The organism is Promicromonospora xylanilytica, assembly GCF_054782895.1.
Map to the genome: position 1 here is coordinate 139,899 of NZ_BAAGRP010000073.1, position 14,969 is coordinate 154,867.

General features: G+C 73.0%; 12 protein-coding genes. 7 read left to right on the forward strand and 5 right to left on the reverse strand.

Annotated elements, in window-relative coordinates; genetic code table 11:
• Window positions 1-186 precede the first annotated feature (186 nt).
• The 4 genes from ACYVK7_RS22630 (at window position 187) to ACYVK7_RS22645 (ending at window position 5,355) form a co-directional block, all read left to right on the forward strand.
• Window positions 187-1,167, forward strand: a complete 981-nt coding sequence (locus ACYVK7_RS22630; protein WP_460889976.1) for an o-succinylbenzoate synthase — start codon at window positions 187-189, stop codon at window positions 1,165-1,167.
• On the forward strand, window positions 1,164-2,951 hold the full coding sequence (gene menD / locus ACYVK7_RS22635) for a 2-succinyl-5-enolpyruvyl-6-hydroxy-3-cyclohexene-1-carboxylic-acid synthase (protein ID WP_460889977.1): 1,788 nt from the start codon (window positions 1,164-1,166) through the stop codon (window positions 2,949-2,951). The genes ACYVK7_RS22630 and menD overlap by 4 nt, the downstream gene beginning before the upstream one ends.
• Before the next feature lie 123 nt (window positions 2,952-3,074).
• Window positions 3,075-4,715 (forward strand): S1C family serine protease, encoded by a 1,641-nt coding sequence (locus ACYVK7_RS22640; protein WP_460889978.1) that lies wholly within the window; start codon window positions 3,075-3,077, stop codon window positions 4,713-4,715.
• Between the two features lie 100 nt (window positions 4,716-4,815).
• Complete coding sequence (locus ACYVK7_RS22645) at window positions 4,816-5,355, forward strand: GNAT family N-acetyltransferase (RefSeq protein ID WP_460889979.1); 540 nt, start codon at window positions 4,816-4,818, stop codon at window positions 5,353-5,355.
• Window positions 5,356-5,381: 26 nt separating this feature from the next.
• Here the strand turns inward: ACYVK7_RS22645 and ACYVK7_RS22650 are convergent, their stop codons facing one another.
• On the reverse strand, window positions 5,382-6,356 hold the full coding sequence (locus ACYVK7_RS22650; RefSeq protein WP_460889980.1) for a hypothetical protein: 975 nt from the start codon (window positions 6,354-6,356) through the stop codon (window positions 5,382-5,384).
• Window positions 6,357-6,545: 189 nt separating this feature from the next.
• Complete coding sequence (locus tag ACYVK7_RS22655; protein ID WP_377190513.1) at window positions 6,546-7,175, reverse strand: TetR/AcrR family transcriptional regulator; 630 nt, start codon at window positions 7,173-7,175, stop codon at window positions 6,546-6,548.
• A 131-nt stretch (window positions 7,176-7,306) separates the two neighbouring features.
• Here ACYVK7_RS22655 and ACYVK7_RS22660 point away from each other — a divergent pair, with 131 nt between their 5' ends.
• Together ACYVK7_RS22660 and ACYVK7_RS22665 are read left to right on the forward strand one after the other, a co-directional pair.
• Window positions 7,307-7,900, forward strand: a complete 594-nt coding sequence (locus tag ACYVK7_RS22660; RefSeq protein WP_460889981.1) for a DUF6230 family protein — start codon at window positions 7,307-7,309, stop codon at window positions 7,898-7,900.
• On the forward strand, window positions 7,891-9,732 hold the full coding sequence (locus tag ACYVK7_RS22665) for a DUF6114 domain-containing protein (RefSeq protein WP_460889982.1): 1,842 nt from the start codon (window positions 7,891-7,893) through the stop codon (window positions 9,730-9,732). The genes ACYVK7_RS22660 and ACYVK7_RS22665 overlap by 10 nt, the downstream gene beginning before the upstream one ends.
• A 138-nt stretch (window positions 9,733-9,870) precedes the next feature.
• Here the strand turns inward: ACYVK7_RS22665 and ACYVK7_RS22670 are convergent, their stop codons facing one another.
• Window positions 9,871-11,394 carry an isochorismate synthase gene (locus ACYVK7_RS22670; RefSeq protein ID WP_460889983.1) on the reverse strand — a complete coding sequence of 508 codons (1,524 nt, stop codon included), beginning with the start codon at window positions 11,392-11,394 and terminating at the stop codon, window positions 9,871-9,873.
• Window positions 11,395-11,598: 204 nt separating this feature from the next.
• On the opposite strand from ACYVK7_RS22670, the gene ACYVK7_RS22675 reads away from it, so the two are divergent.
• Window positions 11,599-12,294 carry a demethylmenaquinone methyltransferase gene (locus ACYVK7_RS22675; protein WP_460889984.1) on the forward strand — a complete coding sequence of 232 codons (696 nt, stop codon included), beginning with the start codon at window positions 11,599-11,601 and terminating at the stop codon, window positions 12,292-12,294.
• A 66-nt stretch (window positions 12,295-12,360) separates the two neighbouring features.
• Here the strand turns inward: ACYVK7_RS22675 and ACYVK7_RS22680 are convergent, their stop codons facing one another.
• Both ACYVK7_RS22680 and ACYVK7_RS22685 read right to left on the reverse strand, forming a co-directional pair.
• Window positions 12,361-14,061 (reverse strand): hypothetical protein, encoded by a 1,701-nt coding sequence (locus ACYVK7_RS22680; RefSeq protein ID WP_460889985.1) that lies wholly within the window; start codon window positions 14,059-14,061, stop codon window positions 12,361-12,363.
• Window positions 14,046-14,852 carry an ABC transporter ATP-binding protein gene (locus ACYVK7_RS22685; RefSeq protein WP_460889986.1) on the reverse strand — a complete coding sequence of 269 codons (807 nt, stop codon included), beginning with the start codon at window positions 14,850-14,852 and terminating at the stop codon, window positions 14,046-14,048. The genes ACYVK7_RS22680 and ACYVK7_RS22685 overlap by 16 nt, the downstream gene beginning before the upstream one ends.
• Window positions 14,853-14,969 lie beyond the last annotated feature (117 nt).

Consider the following 14,969-nt stretch of genomic DNA (forward strand, 5'->3'; position numbering starts at 1 on the left):
GCCCGGCCCGGTGCGGCGCTGGGCGGGGCGGGGCTGCGGCGTGAGTTCGGTCCTTTGCCATGAGATCGGTCAATCAACCGACCGATCTCATGGCAAAGGACCGAACTCGCGGCGTGGACCGTGCATCCGACCGATCTCACGTCGTGCCCGCCCGTGTGCGGCCGGCCGGGTCGATAGCCTGACCCTGTGCTGCTGATCGGTGAGCCCGTCGTCTGGTCCACGCCCCTGCGGACCCGCTTCCGCGGGATCGATGTGCGGGACGGTCTGCTGCTGCGGGGTCCCGCCGGCTGGGGCGAGCTGTCGCCCTTCTGGGACTACGACGACGAGGAGTCGTCCACCTGGCTGCGCGCCGCGCTCGAAGCGGCGACGGTCGGCTGGCCCGAGCCGGTCCGGCAGAGCGTCCCGGTGAACGTGACCGTCCCCGCCGTCGGGCCGGAACGGGCCCGCGAGATCGTCCTGGCGTCCGGCGGGTGCCGCACCGCCAAGGTCAAGGTCGCGCAGCGCGCTCCCGACGGGACGCTCGAACCCGTGGCCGCCGAGGTCGACCGGGTCGCCGCCGTCCGCGAGGCGCTGGGGCCCGACGGCGCGATCCGGGTCGACGCCAACGCTGCCTGGACCCCCGAGGAGGCGCTCGCGCACCTCGCCGAGATCGACCGCGCCGCCGGCGGTCTCGAGTACGTCGAACAGCCCTGCGCGAGCGTCGACGAGCTGGCCCTCGTGCGGCGCAAGCAGGACGTCCCTGTCGCGGCCGACGAGTCCATCCGCCGAGCCTCCGACCCGCTGCGCGTGGTGCGCCAGGAGGCCGCCGACATCGTGGTGCTCAAGGTCCAGCCGCTCGGCGGTGTCCGCGCCTGCCTCGAGCTCGCCGAGCAGGTGGGCCTGCCCGTGGTCGTCTCGTCCGCGCTCGAGAGCTCGGTCGGGCTCGCCGCGGGCGTCGCCCTCGCTGCCGCCCTTCCGGAGCTGCCCTACGCCTGCGGGCTCGCGACATCGCAGCTCCTTGCGCACGACGTCGTCGCGGAGCCGCTGCTGCCCGCCGACGGCGCGCTCGCCGTCCGTCGGACCGAACCCTCGCCCGAGGCGCTCGCGACCGCGGCCGCCGACGCCGTGACGACCGAGCGCTGGCTGGCCCGGTACCACCGACTCACCCGGACCCTGGAGGACGCATGACGATCCCGCCCGCCGTCTCCGCCGCCCGCGCGCTGGTCGCCGACCTGGTCAGCAGGGGTGTGCAGGACGTGGTGCTCGCTCCGGGCTCCCGCAGCGCGCCCCTCGCCTACGCGGTCGCCGAGGCGGCCGACGCCGGCCGCATCACCCTGCACGTGCGCGTCGACGAGCGGTCGGCGGGGTTCCTGGCGCTCGGCCTCTCGAAGGCCGCCGACGGGGCGCCGGTCGCTGTCGTCACGACGTCGGGGACCGCAGTCGCCAACCTGCACCCCGCCGTCCTGGAGGCGAGCCACACCGGCCTGCCCCTGATCCTGCTCACGGCCGACCGGCCGCACGAGCTGCGCGGTACCGGGGCGTCGCAGACGACGGACCAGGTGGGCATCTTCGGCGCGGCGGTGCGGTTCGCCGTGGACGTGCCGGCGCCGTCGGGCGCCGAGGCCGCCGGCGAACCGGGCGGCGAGGCCCCGAGCACGCCGGACCTGCGGGACCTGCGGAGCGTCACCGGGCGCGCGGTCAGCGCCGCGCTCGGGTTCCGGTCGGGGCACCCGGGACCGGTGCACCTCAACCTGGCGTTCCGGGACCCGCTGGCGCCGTCGGCCCCGCTGCCGGGACCCGCCCTCGACACCGCGCAGGAGGGCTACCCGAAGCCCGACCCGCCGCTCGTCGTCCCCGCCGTGCTGCAGCACTTCGCCTCGCCGGCGCTCCCCGGTGATCCCGCGCGCACCGTGGTCGTGGCCGGCGACGGCGCGGGCGTCGAGGCCCGGCAGCTCGCCGAGGCGCAGGGCTGGCCCCTGTTCGCCGAGCCGTCGTCGGGCGCTACGGGCGGACCCAACGCGATAGCCGCGTACCGGCTGCTGCTCGGGTCGGACGACCTCGCCGGGCACGTCGAGCACGCCGTGGTCCTCGGGAGGCCCACCCTCTCGCGCCCCGTACAGCGGCTCCTCGGCCGGCCGGACGTAGCGGTCACCGTCGTCGCGCCGGGTGCGGGCCCGTGGCCCGACGCCGCCCGGAACGCCGCCGTGGTGCTGCCGGGTCTGTCGCCCGTGTGGTTCGAGGCCGCGGTGGCGGAGCCCACCGAGTTCCTGGAGCGCTGGCGGGCCGCCGGGGCGCGCGCCGCTCGCGTGCTCGACGAGGTCACCTGCGACGACGCTGTCGTCGGCGGGCCGACCGCCCTCTCCGTGGCGCGCGCCGTGGCCGGCGTGCTCGATGCCGGGGACCTGCTGGTGGTCGGCTCGTCCAACCCCGTGCGCGACCTCGAGCTGGTGCTCGGCCTCGACGGTCCGGGCCCCGCGGTCCTCGCCAACCGCGGGCTCGCCGGCATCGACGGCACGGTGTCGACGGCGGTCGGCGTGGCGCTCTCCGCCGCTCGGCGCGGCCTGCGTACCCGCGCCCTGCTGGGCGACCTGACGTTCCTGCACGACGTCGGCGGCCTGCTCCGTGGACCCGACGAACCCTCCGTGGACCTCGAGATCGTCGTGGTGAACGACGACGGCGGCTCCATCTTCGCGACGCTGGAGCACGGCGCGCTCGCCGCGACCGGGAGCGCGGCGAGCGCCACGTTCGAGCGGGTCTTCGGCACGCCGCACGGGTCGAACCTCGCGCAGCTGTGCGCCGGGTACGGCGTGGACCATCAGCTGGTGCAGGACGTGCCGACCCTGCGTCACGCGCTGCAGGCGCCGAGCCACGGCATCCAGGTCATCGAGGTGCGGGTGCCGCGTGCCGACCGGCTCGCGGAGTCCCGGGACCTCGCGCGCCGTATCGTGGAGAGTGACGCCCCTTCTCGGTGAGCGCCCCGGCCGTGCGGCCCCCGAATGCTGGAGCCCCGAGGGCATGCAGCGAACTCACAGACTCGTCCAAGGCTGGGGCAAGGAAGGGGGTGTCAACTGGTTCTGACTTCAAGGAGGGTCACGATGACCGACGAGAACAGCACCACTCCGCAGCCGGATCAGCAGCCGTCCGCGGCGCAGCCCACCCAGCCGCTGCCGCCCATGACGCAGCCCACCCAGCAGCTGCCGGCCACCGGCCCGGCACCCGCGCAGGGTGCGGCGCCGGCGCAGGGTGCGGCGCCGGCGCAGGGTGCGGCGCCCGCGCAGGGTGCGGCGCCCGCGCAGGGCTCGGACGTTCCGCAGGCCTCCGAGACTCCGCAGACCCCGAACCCTGCCTCCGCACCGCCGCCGGGTCAGCACCCGCAGCCCACGCAGCACCCGCAGCACCCGCAGGGCGCGGCACCGGCCCCGAGCCCCGCGACCGGCTACGTCAACCCGTACGCCGCCCCGGAGAGCCCGTCGTCGTCGGACCAGCCGAAGGCGAAGAACCGTGCCTGGGTTCCCGTGGTCGGTGCCGCGGCGGCCGCCGCGCTGCTGGCCAGCCTGGGCACCGCGGGGGCCATCTCGCTCACGAGCGACTCGGACGGCGCGGCCTCCCTCGCGAACGTCGGGCAGTCGGCCGGCGAGAACGTCCCGGTGAAGAGCTCGACCGTCGAGAACCCGGACTGGACCTCGGTCACCTCCGCCGTGCAGGAGTCGGTCGTCGCGATCCAGGTGGCGAGCCAGGGCGGCGGCGCCGAGGGCTCCGGCGTCGTGCTGGACGCCGAGGGTCGCATCCTGACCAACAACCATGTGGTCGCCGACGCGGAGACCGTCCAGGTCACGCTGAGCGACGGCCGGGTGTACGAGGCCGACATCGTCGGCACCGACCCGGCCACCGACCTCGCGGTCGTGCAGCTGTCCGACCCGCCGTCGGACCTCTCGGCGGCGAGCTTCGCCGACTCGGCCGAGGTCGTGGTGGGCGAGCCCGTGATGGCGCTCGGCAACCCGCTGGGCCTGGCCAACACCGCCACGACGGGCATCGTGTCCGCCCTGGATCGCCCGGTCACGGCCAGCGCGGAGGACGGGTCGAGCCAGGTGGTCACCAACGCCATCCAGATCGACGCGGCGGTGAACCCCGGTAACTCCGGCGGCCCGCTGTTCAACGCGTCCGGCGAGGTCATCGGCATCACGTCCTCGATCGCCACCCTGTCGGGCGGCATGTCGTCGGGTGGTTCCGGCTCGATCGGCCTGGGCTTCGCCATCCCGTCCAACCTGGCGACGCAGATCAGCGACCAGCTCAAGGAGGACGGCACGGCCGAGCACGCGTTCCTCGGCGTCACGCTGCAGGACGCGACCGCGACGGCCGACGACGTCACCCGCCGCGGCGCCGGTGTCGTCGAGGTGGTGCCCGACTCGCCGGCCGGCGAGGCCGACATCCAGAAGGGCGACGTGATCGTCGCCATCGACGGTGACCCGGTCAACGGGTCGGCATCGCTCACGGCGTTCGTCCGGGAGAAGGACGCCGGTGCCGAGTCGGTGCTGACCGTGGTGCGCGACGGCAGCACCGAGGAGGTCACGGTCACCCTCGCGGTCAAGGAGGAGTCGTCGGTGCCGGGCTCGGGCGCTCCCGACCAGCAGTCACCGGGCCAGGACGGCGGCTCGGACTCGGGCTCCGGATCGGACCAGAGCGCGCCGAACAACATCCCCGACTGGATGCAGGAGTTCTTCGAGAACCAGGGCTGACCGCCCGTTCGAACGGCCGGGACAGGACCCGCTCGGGTCCTGTCCCGGCATATTCGCGTTCAGCGGGTGAACCTCGCCCCGCAGGTCTAAGTTAGGCCGCGTGTCTGGGACGTTCACCGTGGTCAGGACCCTCGGCCGATCGGATGCCGCGCACGACATCCTCGAAGAGCTGCCGGAATGGTTCGGCATCGACCGGTTCACGCACGAGTACGTCGAGGCGGCGGCCAAGTTCCCCAACTATGTGGCGGTCGCCGCGCCCGAGACCCCGTCGGCGTGGGCGGTATCGGCCGGCGCGGCGCCACCGATCGGGGCCGACGGCGACGAGATCCCCTCCGAGAGCGTGCTCGGCGTGCTGCTCCTCGACCAGCGCTATCCGACGTCGGCGGAGGTGCACCTGCTCGCCGTCCGGCGCAAGCATCACCGCGCGGGGATCGGGCGAGCCCTCATGGAGCGCGTCGAGCACGACCTCCGTGTCCAGGGCGTCCGGCTGCTCAGCGTCAAGACGCTCGGGCCGTCGGCGTCCGACCCAGGATTCGACCAGACGCGCGCCTTCTACACAGCCTGTGGATTCCACCCGGTGGAGGAGTTTCCCGACCTCTGGGCCGATGACCCCTGCTTGCTGATGGTCAAGTCGCTCTGAACCCGGGTCCGGCCGGTCGGGCGGGTTCACCGGCCGCACGTGCGACAGCTGGGCCGGGTGGCCCGGAACCGTGCGACGGAAGCGGCCGTGATACCGGCTCCCCACAGCAGATATGCCGACACGGAGGTCCACAGGAACCCGGCGCTGCTGACCCCGTCGCCGTACTCGGCCGTGCCGGAGACCAGCTCACCCGCCATCTGCGCCAGACCGAACCCGAAGTACAGGGTCATCATGCCGCCGAGCACGAAGCCTGGGCCCAGCACCAGCCATCGCGGCACGCGCCGACCGGCCAGCGGCAGCACCCAGGCGGGCCAGACGACGCCGAAGCGATGCACCAGCGCCAGCGGCAGCAGGGTGCCTGCCAGGACGAAGCCTGCTTCGAAGACGACCAGCGATGCCCCCGCCTCTTCCATGAGGTCGCCGAAGCCGACGGACAGCTGAGCCGCGATGCGCACCACGCACCCCGCGACGGCCAGGTAGGCCGCCCACCAGGCCCACCCCGGGGTCCGCTCGTCCCGGACGGTGGGTCGGGTCCGCCCGCACCGCTGGCAGCCTCCACGCATCTGGCGCTGGTACGACAGGCTCGCCGCCCCCAGCAGGAGCGCGCCGGACAGCATCCCGGCGCGGCTGGCGAGCGAGACCAGGTCGACCGGTATCCCCAGGCCGGCGAGCAGCCCACCCACGATGTCCAGCAGAACCAGCGGACAGGCCAGCAGGATCGCGCCGGTGACTGCCCAGCCGGCCGCCAGCACCGCCCGATTACCCGAGGTCAGACGCAAGGCGACGGCGGCCAGGCCTGCGGCGGCACACAGCGCGACCGCTCCCCAGTACGAGTAGAGCAGGAGATCCCGCGGCAGCGGTGAGAACGTCGGTGCGTTTCCCAGCGCGAAGTAGACCCGTACCGATCCGTACAGGACTGCCCACCCGACGATGACCGGTGTCAGCCTGCGCAGCACGGCGGGACGGGATGGTGGAACTGACGTGACGTCTTCGGCGACCATGCCTGCAACTGTCGCGAACTCGAACGTCGAAAGCCTGGCGCGCCCGGGGGATACCGCTCCCCCGGGAGGGGGATCTTTGGGCTGGTCGTCTGGTCGTCTGGTCGTCTGGTCGTCTGGTCGTCTGGTCGGCTGGTCGGCTGGTCGGCTGGCCGGCCGTGCCGGCCGATCGTGCGCGGACCGGAGCCTGGCTCAGAGGGCGGAAGGAACCCCGAACAGCGCCTCCGAGGCGCCCGGCACCACGGCGGCGACGACGCCACCGAGACTGCGCTCGAGGTAGCCGACCAGTTCCTCGTCGGTGAGGTCCGAGTTGATGCCGCCGTCGACCAGCGCCTGCTCGGCCAGGGCCACCCACGAGCGCACCGCGACCCGCAGCAGCTCCGTCTCCGGTACCCCGAGCTCCAGGAGCACGGCGAGGGCGCGCTCCGTCTGCTGGCGGCGCGCGTCCTCGATGACGGCGCGCACCTCCTCGTCACCGCTGGCCGCACCGCGCACCAGCGAGTAGAAGGTGGGGCCGTGCTCCTTGACGTACGCGACGAGCCTGGTCAGCGTCCCGGCCAGGCGCTCAGCCGGCGGGAGCTCCGGCTGGGGCTCCGAGGCGTGCAGCATCGAGTCGCGCGCGCGGCGCACGATCTCGTGGTGCAGGCCGTTCTTCGAGCCGAAGTAGTAGTAGACGAGACCCGTCGAGACACCGGCCTCTGCGGCGATCTCCTCGACGGTCACCTCGGCCAGCGGTCGGTCCGCAAGGGTTGCGACTCCCAGTGCCACGAGCTGGTTGCGGCGTTCCTCCGGGCGAAGTCGCGTGCGACGGGCTGTTGCCATGGTTCGAGCATATCCGTCAGGCTTTGCGACGCCGTCAGGAGCCGCCAATTGACGGTAACTCAGTAATCGCGCTAACGTCTCGGCGGGACGACGGCGTAGTCGTCCTCACATTGGCATCGAGGGGAACACCAATGAAGCTCAGCAAGCTCACGGGGTCGCGCAAGGGTCGCGTGGCTCTCGCAGTCATTCCGGTCACGATCGCCGCCAGCGTTCTGCTGGGTGGGGTCGCGCAGGGCGCAGTGCCCGTCTCGTTCGCCATCTCCGGCAGCCAGTTCAAGATCGGCGCGGACCAGCTCGCGGGCACCGGCTTCTCGCAGTACGCGGGCGTCGCCACCGCCTCCGACGGCACGCAGCACCCCGCCGCCATCGCGAACATCAAGGACGCGAAGCTCTACAACCTGTGCCAGTCGGTCGTCGAGGAGACGCCGCTCGGCAAGGTGGGCATCCTCATCTCCGCCGGCACGGGCGAGGAGCCCGCGAAGGCCACCGACCTGCAGATCGGCATGAACGACCTGTCGGGTACCGCGATCTTCAAGAACATCCGCATCGGCGTGGACGCCTCGACCGTGAACACGGCGAAGAAGGGCGACGCCGGCGACTTCGCGATGGACTCCGACTCGATCGACATCTCCAACCTCGAGCAGGTCTCCTGGAGCACGCAGGCCGCCGTCTTCCAGCTGACGGACCTCAGCCTCAAGATCACGGACGGCACCGAGTGCTTCTGAGTCCGGGTGACGGTCAGGCGAACGCCAGCCGCCCCGGACTTCGCACGAGGTTCGCTGAGTGGCGCAGGGACTTCCGTCCCTGGCGCAGGCAGCGACCGTTCGTCGGGGGTGTGCTCGTAGCGCTCGCTGGCCTGGAGATGCTCCTGTCCGGCCCGATCAAGCTGGACCAGCTCGGCATGAACGTCGTGCTGCAGTTCGGGGTCGAGGGCGCGCAGGCGACGATCCTGCCGCTCGCGCTCGTGCTGCTCGGGATCCTGTCGATCGCCCAGCCCGTCCACCGGATCTTCTACGGGGTGATCGCCCTCGCGATCGCCGTCTACTCCATCGCGGGAGTGAACCTCGGCGGCTGGGTCGTCGGCTTTCTGCTCGGCGTGATCGGCGGAATCGTCGTCGTGTCCTGGGCGCCCCCCGCCCAGGTCGCGGACGGCGACGGTGCGCGACCGGCGGACGCCGATGCGGCCGCTGACGACAGCTTCACCGGCCCCGGTCCGACCGGGGACGCCGCGGGCGCGGGCGGCGGTGCCGCGGCCGGGGACGCGAACACGGCGGCCGACGCCGAGAAGGTCGACGCCGAGCCCGAGTCGCCCGCCGCCCTGACGGACACCCTGGCACCCACGGCCGGGGTGCCCACCGCCGGGGCGGAGGCAGCCCCGGCGGACGGTGCGGCGCTGGATGGTGCCGCGCCGGACGGCGCCGTGCCGGACGGTGCCGCGCCGCGTGCGGATCACGAGCCGGCCGCCGACACGGAGGCGGTCCCGCAGGTCGAGTCGCTCAGCTCGGCGCTGCGCGCCCTGTCCCAGAAGTCGGCAGCCGTGGTGGTGGCGGGCGCGGTGGCGCTCGGCGGCGCGACACTGCCCGCCGCCACGGCGGACGCCGGGACCCAGCAGGACGACTCGTTCTGGTGCGTGGTCTTCGGCGCGTGCGACGACGGCACCGGCACGGACGACCCGTCCGCGTCCCCGTCGCCGAGCACGTCGGGCTCGGACACCGCGGAGCCGGGAGCCGGCGCCGACCAGGACCCGGTCGGTGACGTCACCGACGGCCTGACCGACCCGGCTGACGGGTCGGACGGTGCCGACGGCGACGACACGGCAGGCGACCCGGCCGACGGCGACGCGGGCGGGGCGAAGGACGAGGACAAGTCCGAGTGCCAGGAGCCCACGCAGGACGGCGAGGTACCTCCTGAGGCGGAGGGCAGCGCGCCGTCCGACCCCTGTGGAGAGGTCGACCCGCAGCAGACCATCGAGGAGGCCCTGCACACGGAGCTCGGCACCTGCGTCAAGGTGAGCTTCGGTGGCAAGTACGACCTCAACATCGACCTGCCGGGCCAGTGCGGCGCCAGGGAGGACGGCTCGGTCTTCTCGGTCCCGGCCGACCTGGAGAGCAGGGACCTGACCATCCCGCTCACGGGCATCAACGGCATCGGCCTGGCGAACGTGCCGGTCAAGGGCGCGGGCGAGCGCCGGGACGCCATCAAGATCTCGGCCGACAAGGTCGTCGTCGACGGCTTCTGGCTCAAGTCGTACGCCTATGACCACGGCACGACGGCGGGTACGGACACGCGGGCGAACTTCGTGTCGCTCGAGGGCGACGCGCAGATGTACGTGTCGTCCATCCACGCGGACCTGCCGGACGGGCAGGACCTCCTGGAGGTGGCGACGAAGGTGCTCGAGGGCGCTTCGCTCATCGAGCTCCTGCTGACCGCCACGGACGCGCGGATGGGTTTCCTCGGCGCGATGTCGGACGTCCAGGTGTGGGACGGCTTCCGCGAGCAGGTCTGGGGCGACCCGACCCGCCCGATCGGCAAGGGCCCGACGGCGGGCACTCCTTGACCCCCTGACCCCCTTGACCCCCTGGCGCCGAGGTAGTCACGTGGCGAGGTAGTCGTCTGGCGAGGTAGTCACTGAGCGCAAGTTGGGTGACTACCTCGCTGCACGACTACCTCGCCAGGCGACTACCTCGCCAGACGACTACCTCGGGGTGGGGGTGCCCAGGGCGTAGCGCATCGGCTCCAGCTTGGCCTCGGACTCCGCCAGCTCCGCCTGCGGGTCGGACGCCGCGACGATGCCGCAGCCGGCGAACAGCCGGATGTGCCGGCTGTCCGTCGGCGAGATCTCGGCCGAGCGCAGCGCGATGCCCCACTCGCCGTCGCCGTCGGCGCCGACCCAGCCCACCGGGCCGGCGTACCGGGCCCGGTCGAGACCCTCGATCTCCCGGATGAGGCTGCGGGCCGCCGTGGTCGGCGTACCGCAGACGGCAGCGCTCGGGTGCAGCGCGGCCGCGAGCGAGAGCGACGACGGCGGCCGGGGTCCCGACGCCGGGCTCTGGTCCGTCAGCACGCCCGTCACGTCGGTCGCCAGGTGCATCACGTTCGGCAGGTGCAGCACGAAGGGCGCCTCCGGCACGTTCATCGACGAGCAGAACGGCTCGAGGGCCGCCGCGACGGAGCGCACCGCGAACTCGTGCTCCTCCAGGTCCTTCGAGGACCGGGCGAGCTGGGCGGCGTGCAGCAGGTCGGCGTCGTCCCCGTCCCGCAGGGCACCCGCGGTATGTCCCACGTCCGCGCGGGCGGGAGCCGCCTGCGCCTGCGCGCTCCTGCCGTGCTCGCGCCGGATGGTGCCCGCCAGCACGCGCGAGGCGACCAGCCCCTTCTCGCTGCGGACCAACAGCTCCGGTGTGGCGCCGACCATGTTGTCGACGCTGAACGCCCAGCAGGCGTCGTACGCGGACGCGAGGCGGCCGAGCAGGTGTCGGGTGTCGATCGGGTGCTCGGCGGTGGCGACCACGTCGCGCGCGAGCACCACCTTCTCGAGCTCTCCGGTCTGGATCCGGCTGACGCCTTCGGCCACGACGGCCGGCCAGTCGGCGGCGCCCACCGCGCCGTCGGCCAGCACGACGCTGCCAGGCTCGGTGACGGGCTGGTGCGGGTAGGCGGACAGCAGGTCCTCGCCCACCGGGGCGGACCGGTCGCCCACCAGGGAGATCGTCGTCATCCAGGCCCGGTCGCCCCGTCGCCCGACGACGACGCGCGGCACGATCAGCACACCGCTCGCCCGCGCGGGGTCCTCGGACTCGTCGCCCGGAGACACGTCGTCGAAGGCGAAGCTGCCGAACGCGACCAGGCCGCTGCCGGGCAGTGCCACGTCGTCGTGCACGACGGCGCGGTCGAGCACCTGGCGCCAGGCGTCGTCGGCGTCTGCGAACCTGCCAGGGCCGAACGTCTCGAACCGCAGCGCCTCGCCCCAGCCCACGAGTCCGTCGCCGTGCCGTACCCACGCGAGGGCGTGGGTGTCGGGGAGGCGGTCGACGAGTGCGGTCGGGGTGTCCGGGAGGTCGTCGATCGCGACGGTGCGGACGACGAGCTGGGGTCCCTGGGTCGCGCCGGGCGGTGCCTCCGGGTTCGGCGGCGGTGCCTCGGCCACCCAGGTGTCGTACACGGTGGTACCGGGGACGCCGGGTGTGCCGGGCATGCCGCCGGCAGGTGAAGCGATCATCCCCCTCAGGATAAGCGCGCGGGCAGCGGCCGGAGGCGACCGGTAGCGGACGTCACAGCCACGGGCGCCTGGGCGGGTGCCAGGGCGGTGTGGTCGGCAACGTGTCAGATGGTCGGTCGCTCGGGCTGCCGACTACCTGACCGATTGCCGACCACGGTCTCGTATGCCGCGGGGTGTACGGCCCTGACATGAAACGATGGCGGCATGTCCCGCGCAAGCCTGGAAAAGAAGCCGGCCGAGGTCGCGTCGATGTTCGACGGGATCGCCGCCCGCTACGACCTGACGAACGACCTGATCTCCCTGGGCCAGGACCGGCGTTGGCGCCGGCTCACGGTCGACGCGGTCGCCGCGATGCCGGGCGAGCGCGTGCTCGACCTCGCGGCAGGCACCGGGACCAGCAGCGAGCCCTTCGCCGCGGACGGCGCGTTCGTGGTCCCGTCCGACTTCTCGACCGGCATGCTGCAGGTCGGCAAGGAGCGCCGGCCGGACCTGCCGTTCGTCGCGGGCGACGCCATGCGGCTGCCGTTCGCCGACGAGTCCTTCGACGCGGTGACGATCAGCTTCGGTCTGCGGAACGTCGCGGACACCAGCGTGGCGCTGCGCGAGATGCTGCGTGTCGTGCGGCCAGGGGGACGCGTGGTGATCTGCGAGTTCTCCACCCCCACGTGGGCGCCGTTCCGCACGGTCTACCAGGAGTACCTGATGCGCGCGCTGCCGGTGGTGGCGAACGTCGTGACCCGCGAGAAGGGCTCCTACGACTACCTGGCCGAGTCCATCCGGACCTGGCACACCCAGGTCGAGCTCGCGCAGCTGCTGCTCGGTGCCGGCTGGGAGCACGCCGCCTACCGCAACGTCTCCGGGGGCATCGTGGCGCTGCACCGGGCGGTCCGGCCGGCCTGACACCGACCGGGCGCCTGGCCGGGCCGGCCGGCCCGGCCCGACCCAACGCCCGACCCGGCCGGCGCGCTACCTGGACGAGCTGTTGGCGATCCGGTCCGCGCGCTCCTTCTGCTGTCGTGCCTTGGCCTCCTGCTCGCCCCTGAGCGTCCTCGACTCGAACCAGTCGAGGGTGCTCTCCGTGCCGAGCTCGCGAAACACCTGGCCGTACCGGATGCGGCTGAACAGGTCGGGCAGCCGATCGGTCAGGTAGCCGGCGGTGATCCGGCCGAGCAGCCACGCGGCGCCGAAGCCGTTGGCGAGCCCGACCAGCACCGTGAGCGTCGCCAGCCAGGCCGACGGCGAGGTCGCCAGCGCGACGACCATCCCCGCCGTTGGCACTACCGCGATCGAGATGATCAGCATCAGCACCCAGATGTGCACACTGATGTTCCCGACGGCGTCATTGGGGCCCACGCGCTGGCGCGGGTCGACGCCAGGCGACACACCGACGGCGGCCACCAGCACCGCGGCGCCGGAGGCTGCCCCGAACAGGGCAGGAAGCGCTGCCGACAGGATCGGGATCGCCCACCAGGCCTGGCTGAGCACCACGAACGCCGCGGTCACCACCAGCACCTTGGGCAGGAAGGTCAGCACAGCGCCCCACTGACGGCCCCGGACATCCGCCCGGACCGATGTCTCGTCCTGGCCGATGACGTCGAGCCACACCGCGCTGCCGTCCTGGCCGTACATGGTGCAGGCCGCGATGCCGAGCATGAAGGCCACGAACAGGCCGGCGAACGGCGCGATGTTCCTCAGGTCTTCGCTGGTCAGCGCGAATGCTCCGATGAGCACTCCGCCCCACACGGCGGACTGCACCTCGAGGAGCCGCCAGCCGTCCCGGCTCCACTGGCGCAGCTCCTTGGCGATCACCGCGCCCGTCTGCGTGCGCGGCAGGAATCCGCCACCGGCGACGAGGCCGGCGGACCGGCGCCGGCCACCGCGCCGCTGGGCACGCGGGCGGGTCGAGGGAACGAGGAGAGGAATGGCGGCTGCCACGACGGCGCCCGCGCACAGCGCGAGCGCGCCGAGCAGGAGGAGGGCGCCGGCCCAGTCCCCGCGTGCGGCGCTCTCGACCGCGAGCACCGGCCAGGAGGTGGGGCTCAGGTCCAGGCCGCGCGTCACCGCGCCGTCGGTGATGCCGGTCGCCAGCAGGTCCGGCGTGCGCTCGATGGCGATGGTCACAGGGATCCAGCCGGCGAACATCCCGGCGAACATCAGACCGAACTGGATCGACGCGATCTCGATGCCGACGCGCGAGCCCATCGCCGCACCGAGCAGGCCGTAGATCAGGCGGGACAGCGCGATCACGAGCACCCAGGTCAGCGCGGCTGCCGGGATCGCGATGACGAGCGTGACGGGGTCCAGCAGCACGGCGTGCAGCCCGACCGCGAGCAGCGCGGCGAGCACGATCGCGGCGGCGATGCTCACGTAGACGCTCACCAGGAGGCCCCGGCCGAGCGTTCGCCGGGGGATCGGCAGCAGCGCGAACCAGCCGGGGCGCAGGGTGCCGGCGCCGCTCATCAGGACAGGGCCGATGGCCGCGCCGACGCCCCAGAACAGGAGGGCCAGCGTGAGGATCGAGTGCCGGGCGTCGTCCCCGCCGGCGACGAGCACAGCGGTCCAGGTGGCCGCGACGAGCAGACCGCCGATCACCCACCCGGCCGGGCGCATGCCCGCCGCGGTGTGGCGCAGCGCGGTGAGCTTGAGCGAGATCAGCTCCCGATCCATGCCAGGTCCTCCTCCGCGAGATCGGCGGTACCGACCAGCTCGACGAACCGGTCCTCCAGGGTGCCCGCACCGCGGACCTCGTCGAGGGTGCCGTCGGCGAGCACCTGGCCCCGGGCGATGATCGCCACCCGGTCGCAGAGCTGCTCGACCAGGCTCATCACGTGGCTGGAGACGATGACGGAGCCACCGGAGTCCGTGAACCGGCGCAGGATGGCCGTGAGCACCCGGGCCGAGACCGGGTCCACCGCCTCGTACGGCTCGTCGAGGACCAGGAGGCGTGGCGAGTGCAGCAGGGCCGTCGCCAGCCCGATCTTCTTGCGCATGCCGGTGGAGTACTCGCCGACGAGCGTGCCGAGCCCTTCGGCCTCCTCCAGCTCGAGGACGCGCAGGAGCTCCTTGGCGCGGTCCGCCACGGTCCGTGCGGGGAGCCGGCGGAACCGCCCCCAGTAGGTGAGCAGCTCGCCGCCGGTGAGCCGTTCGGGCAGGGCGAGACCGTCGGGCAGCACGCCCAGCAGGCGCTTGGCGGCGATCGGGTCGTCCCAGACGTCCACGCCGTGCACGAGCGCCCGGCCCGCGCTCGGCCGCAGCAGGCCGACCGCCATCGACAGGGCAGTGGTCTTGCCTGCACCGTTGGGACCGACGAGGCCGAAGAACGATCCGGGCGGGACACGGAGGTCGATGCTGTCCACCGCCACCTTGTCGGCGAACTCCCTGCGGAGCCCGACGAGCTCGAACGCGGGGACCGCACGGGACGACGGAACGCTGTCCAGGGTCGAGGGTTCAGAGGTCATGGCGCCAGCCTGGTACGCGGCGGCCCGGCCCGCATCGGCCGATCGGCCAGTCCACGCCTCCGGGTTCGGCCGATCGGCCAGACCTGCTCGATCCCGTGGCAGTACCGCGCCGTGGGT

What these genes read in the sequence shown, in the direction of transcription:
- ACYVK7_RS22670 (WP_460889983.1), bottom strand. Translation starts at nt 11,394, where the DNA reads ATGATCGCTTCACCTGCCGGCGGCATGCCCGGCACACCCGGCGTCCCC.
- ACYVK7_RS22655 (WP_377190513.1), bottom strand. Translation starts at nt 7,175, where the DNA reads ATGGCAACAGCCCGTCGCACGCGACTTCGCCCGGAGGAACGCCGCAAC.
- ACYVK7_RS22680 (WP_460889985.1), bottom strand. Translation starts at nt 14,061, where the DNA reads ATGGATCGGGAGCTGATCTCGCTCAAGCTCACCGCGCTGCGCCACACC.
- ACYVK7_RS22650 (WP_460889980.1), bottom strand. Translation starts at nt 6,356, where the DNA reads ATGGTCGCCGAAGACGTCACGTCAGTTCCACCATCCCGTCCCGCCGTG.
- ACYVK7_RS22685 (WP_460889986.1), bottom strand. Translation starts at nt 14,852, where the DNA reads ATGACCTCTGAACCCTCGACCCTGGACAGCGTTCCGTCGTCCCGTGCG.
- ACYVK7_RS22675 (WP_460889984.1), top strand. Translation starts at nt 11,599, where the DNA reads ATGTCCCGCGCAAGCCTGGAAAAGAAGCCGGCCGAGGTCGCGTCGATG.
- ACYVK7_RS22660 (WP_460889981.1), top strand. Translation starts at nt 7,307, where the DNA reads ATGAAGCTCAGCAAGCTCACGGGGTCGCGCAAGGGTCGCGTGGCTCTC.
- ACYVK7_RS22640 (WP_460889978.1), top strand. Translation starts at nt 3,075, where the DNA reads ATGACCGACGAGAACAGCACCACTCCGCAGCCGGATCAGCAGCCGTCC.
- menD (WP_460889977.1), top strand. Translation starts at nt 1,164, where the DNA reads ATGACGATCCCGCCCGCCGTCTCCGCCGCCCGCGCGCTGGTCGCCGAC.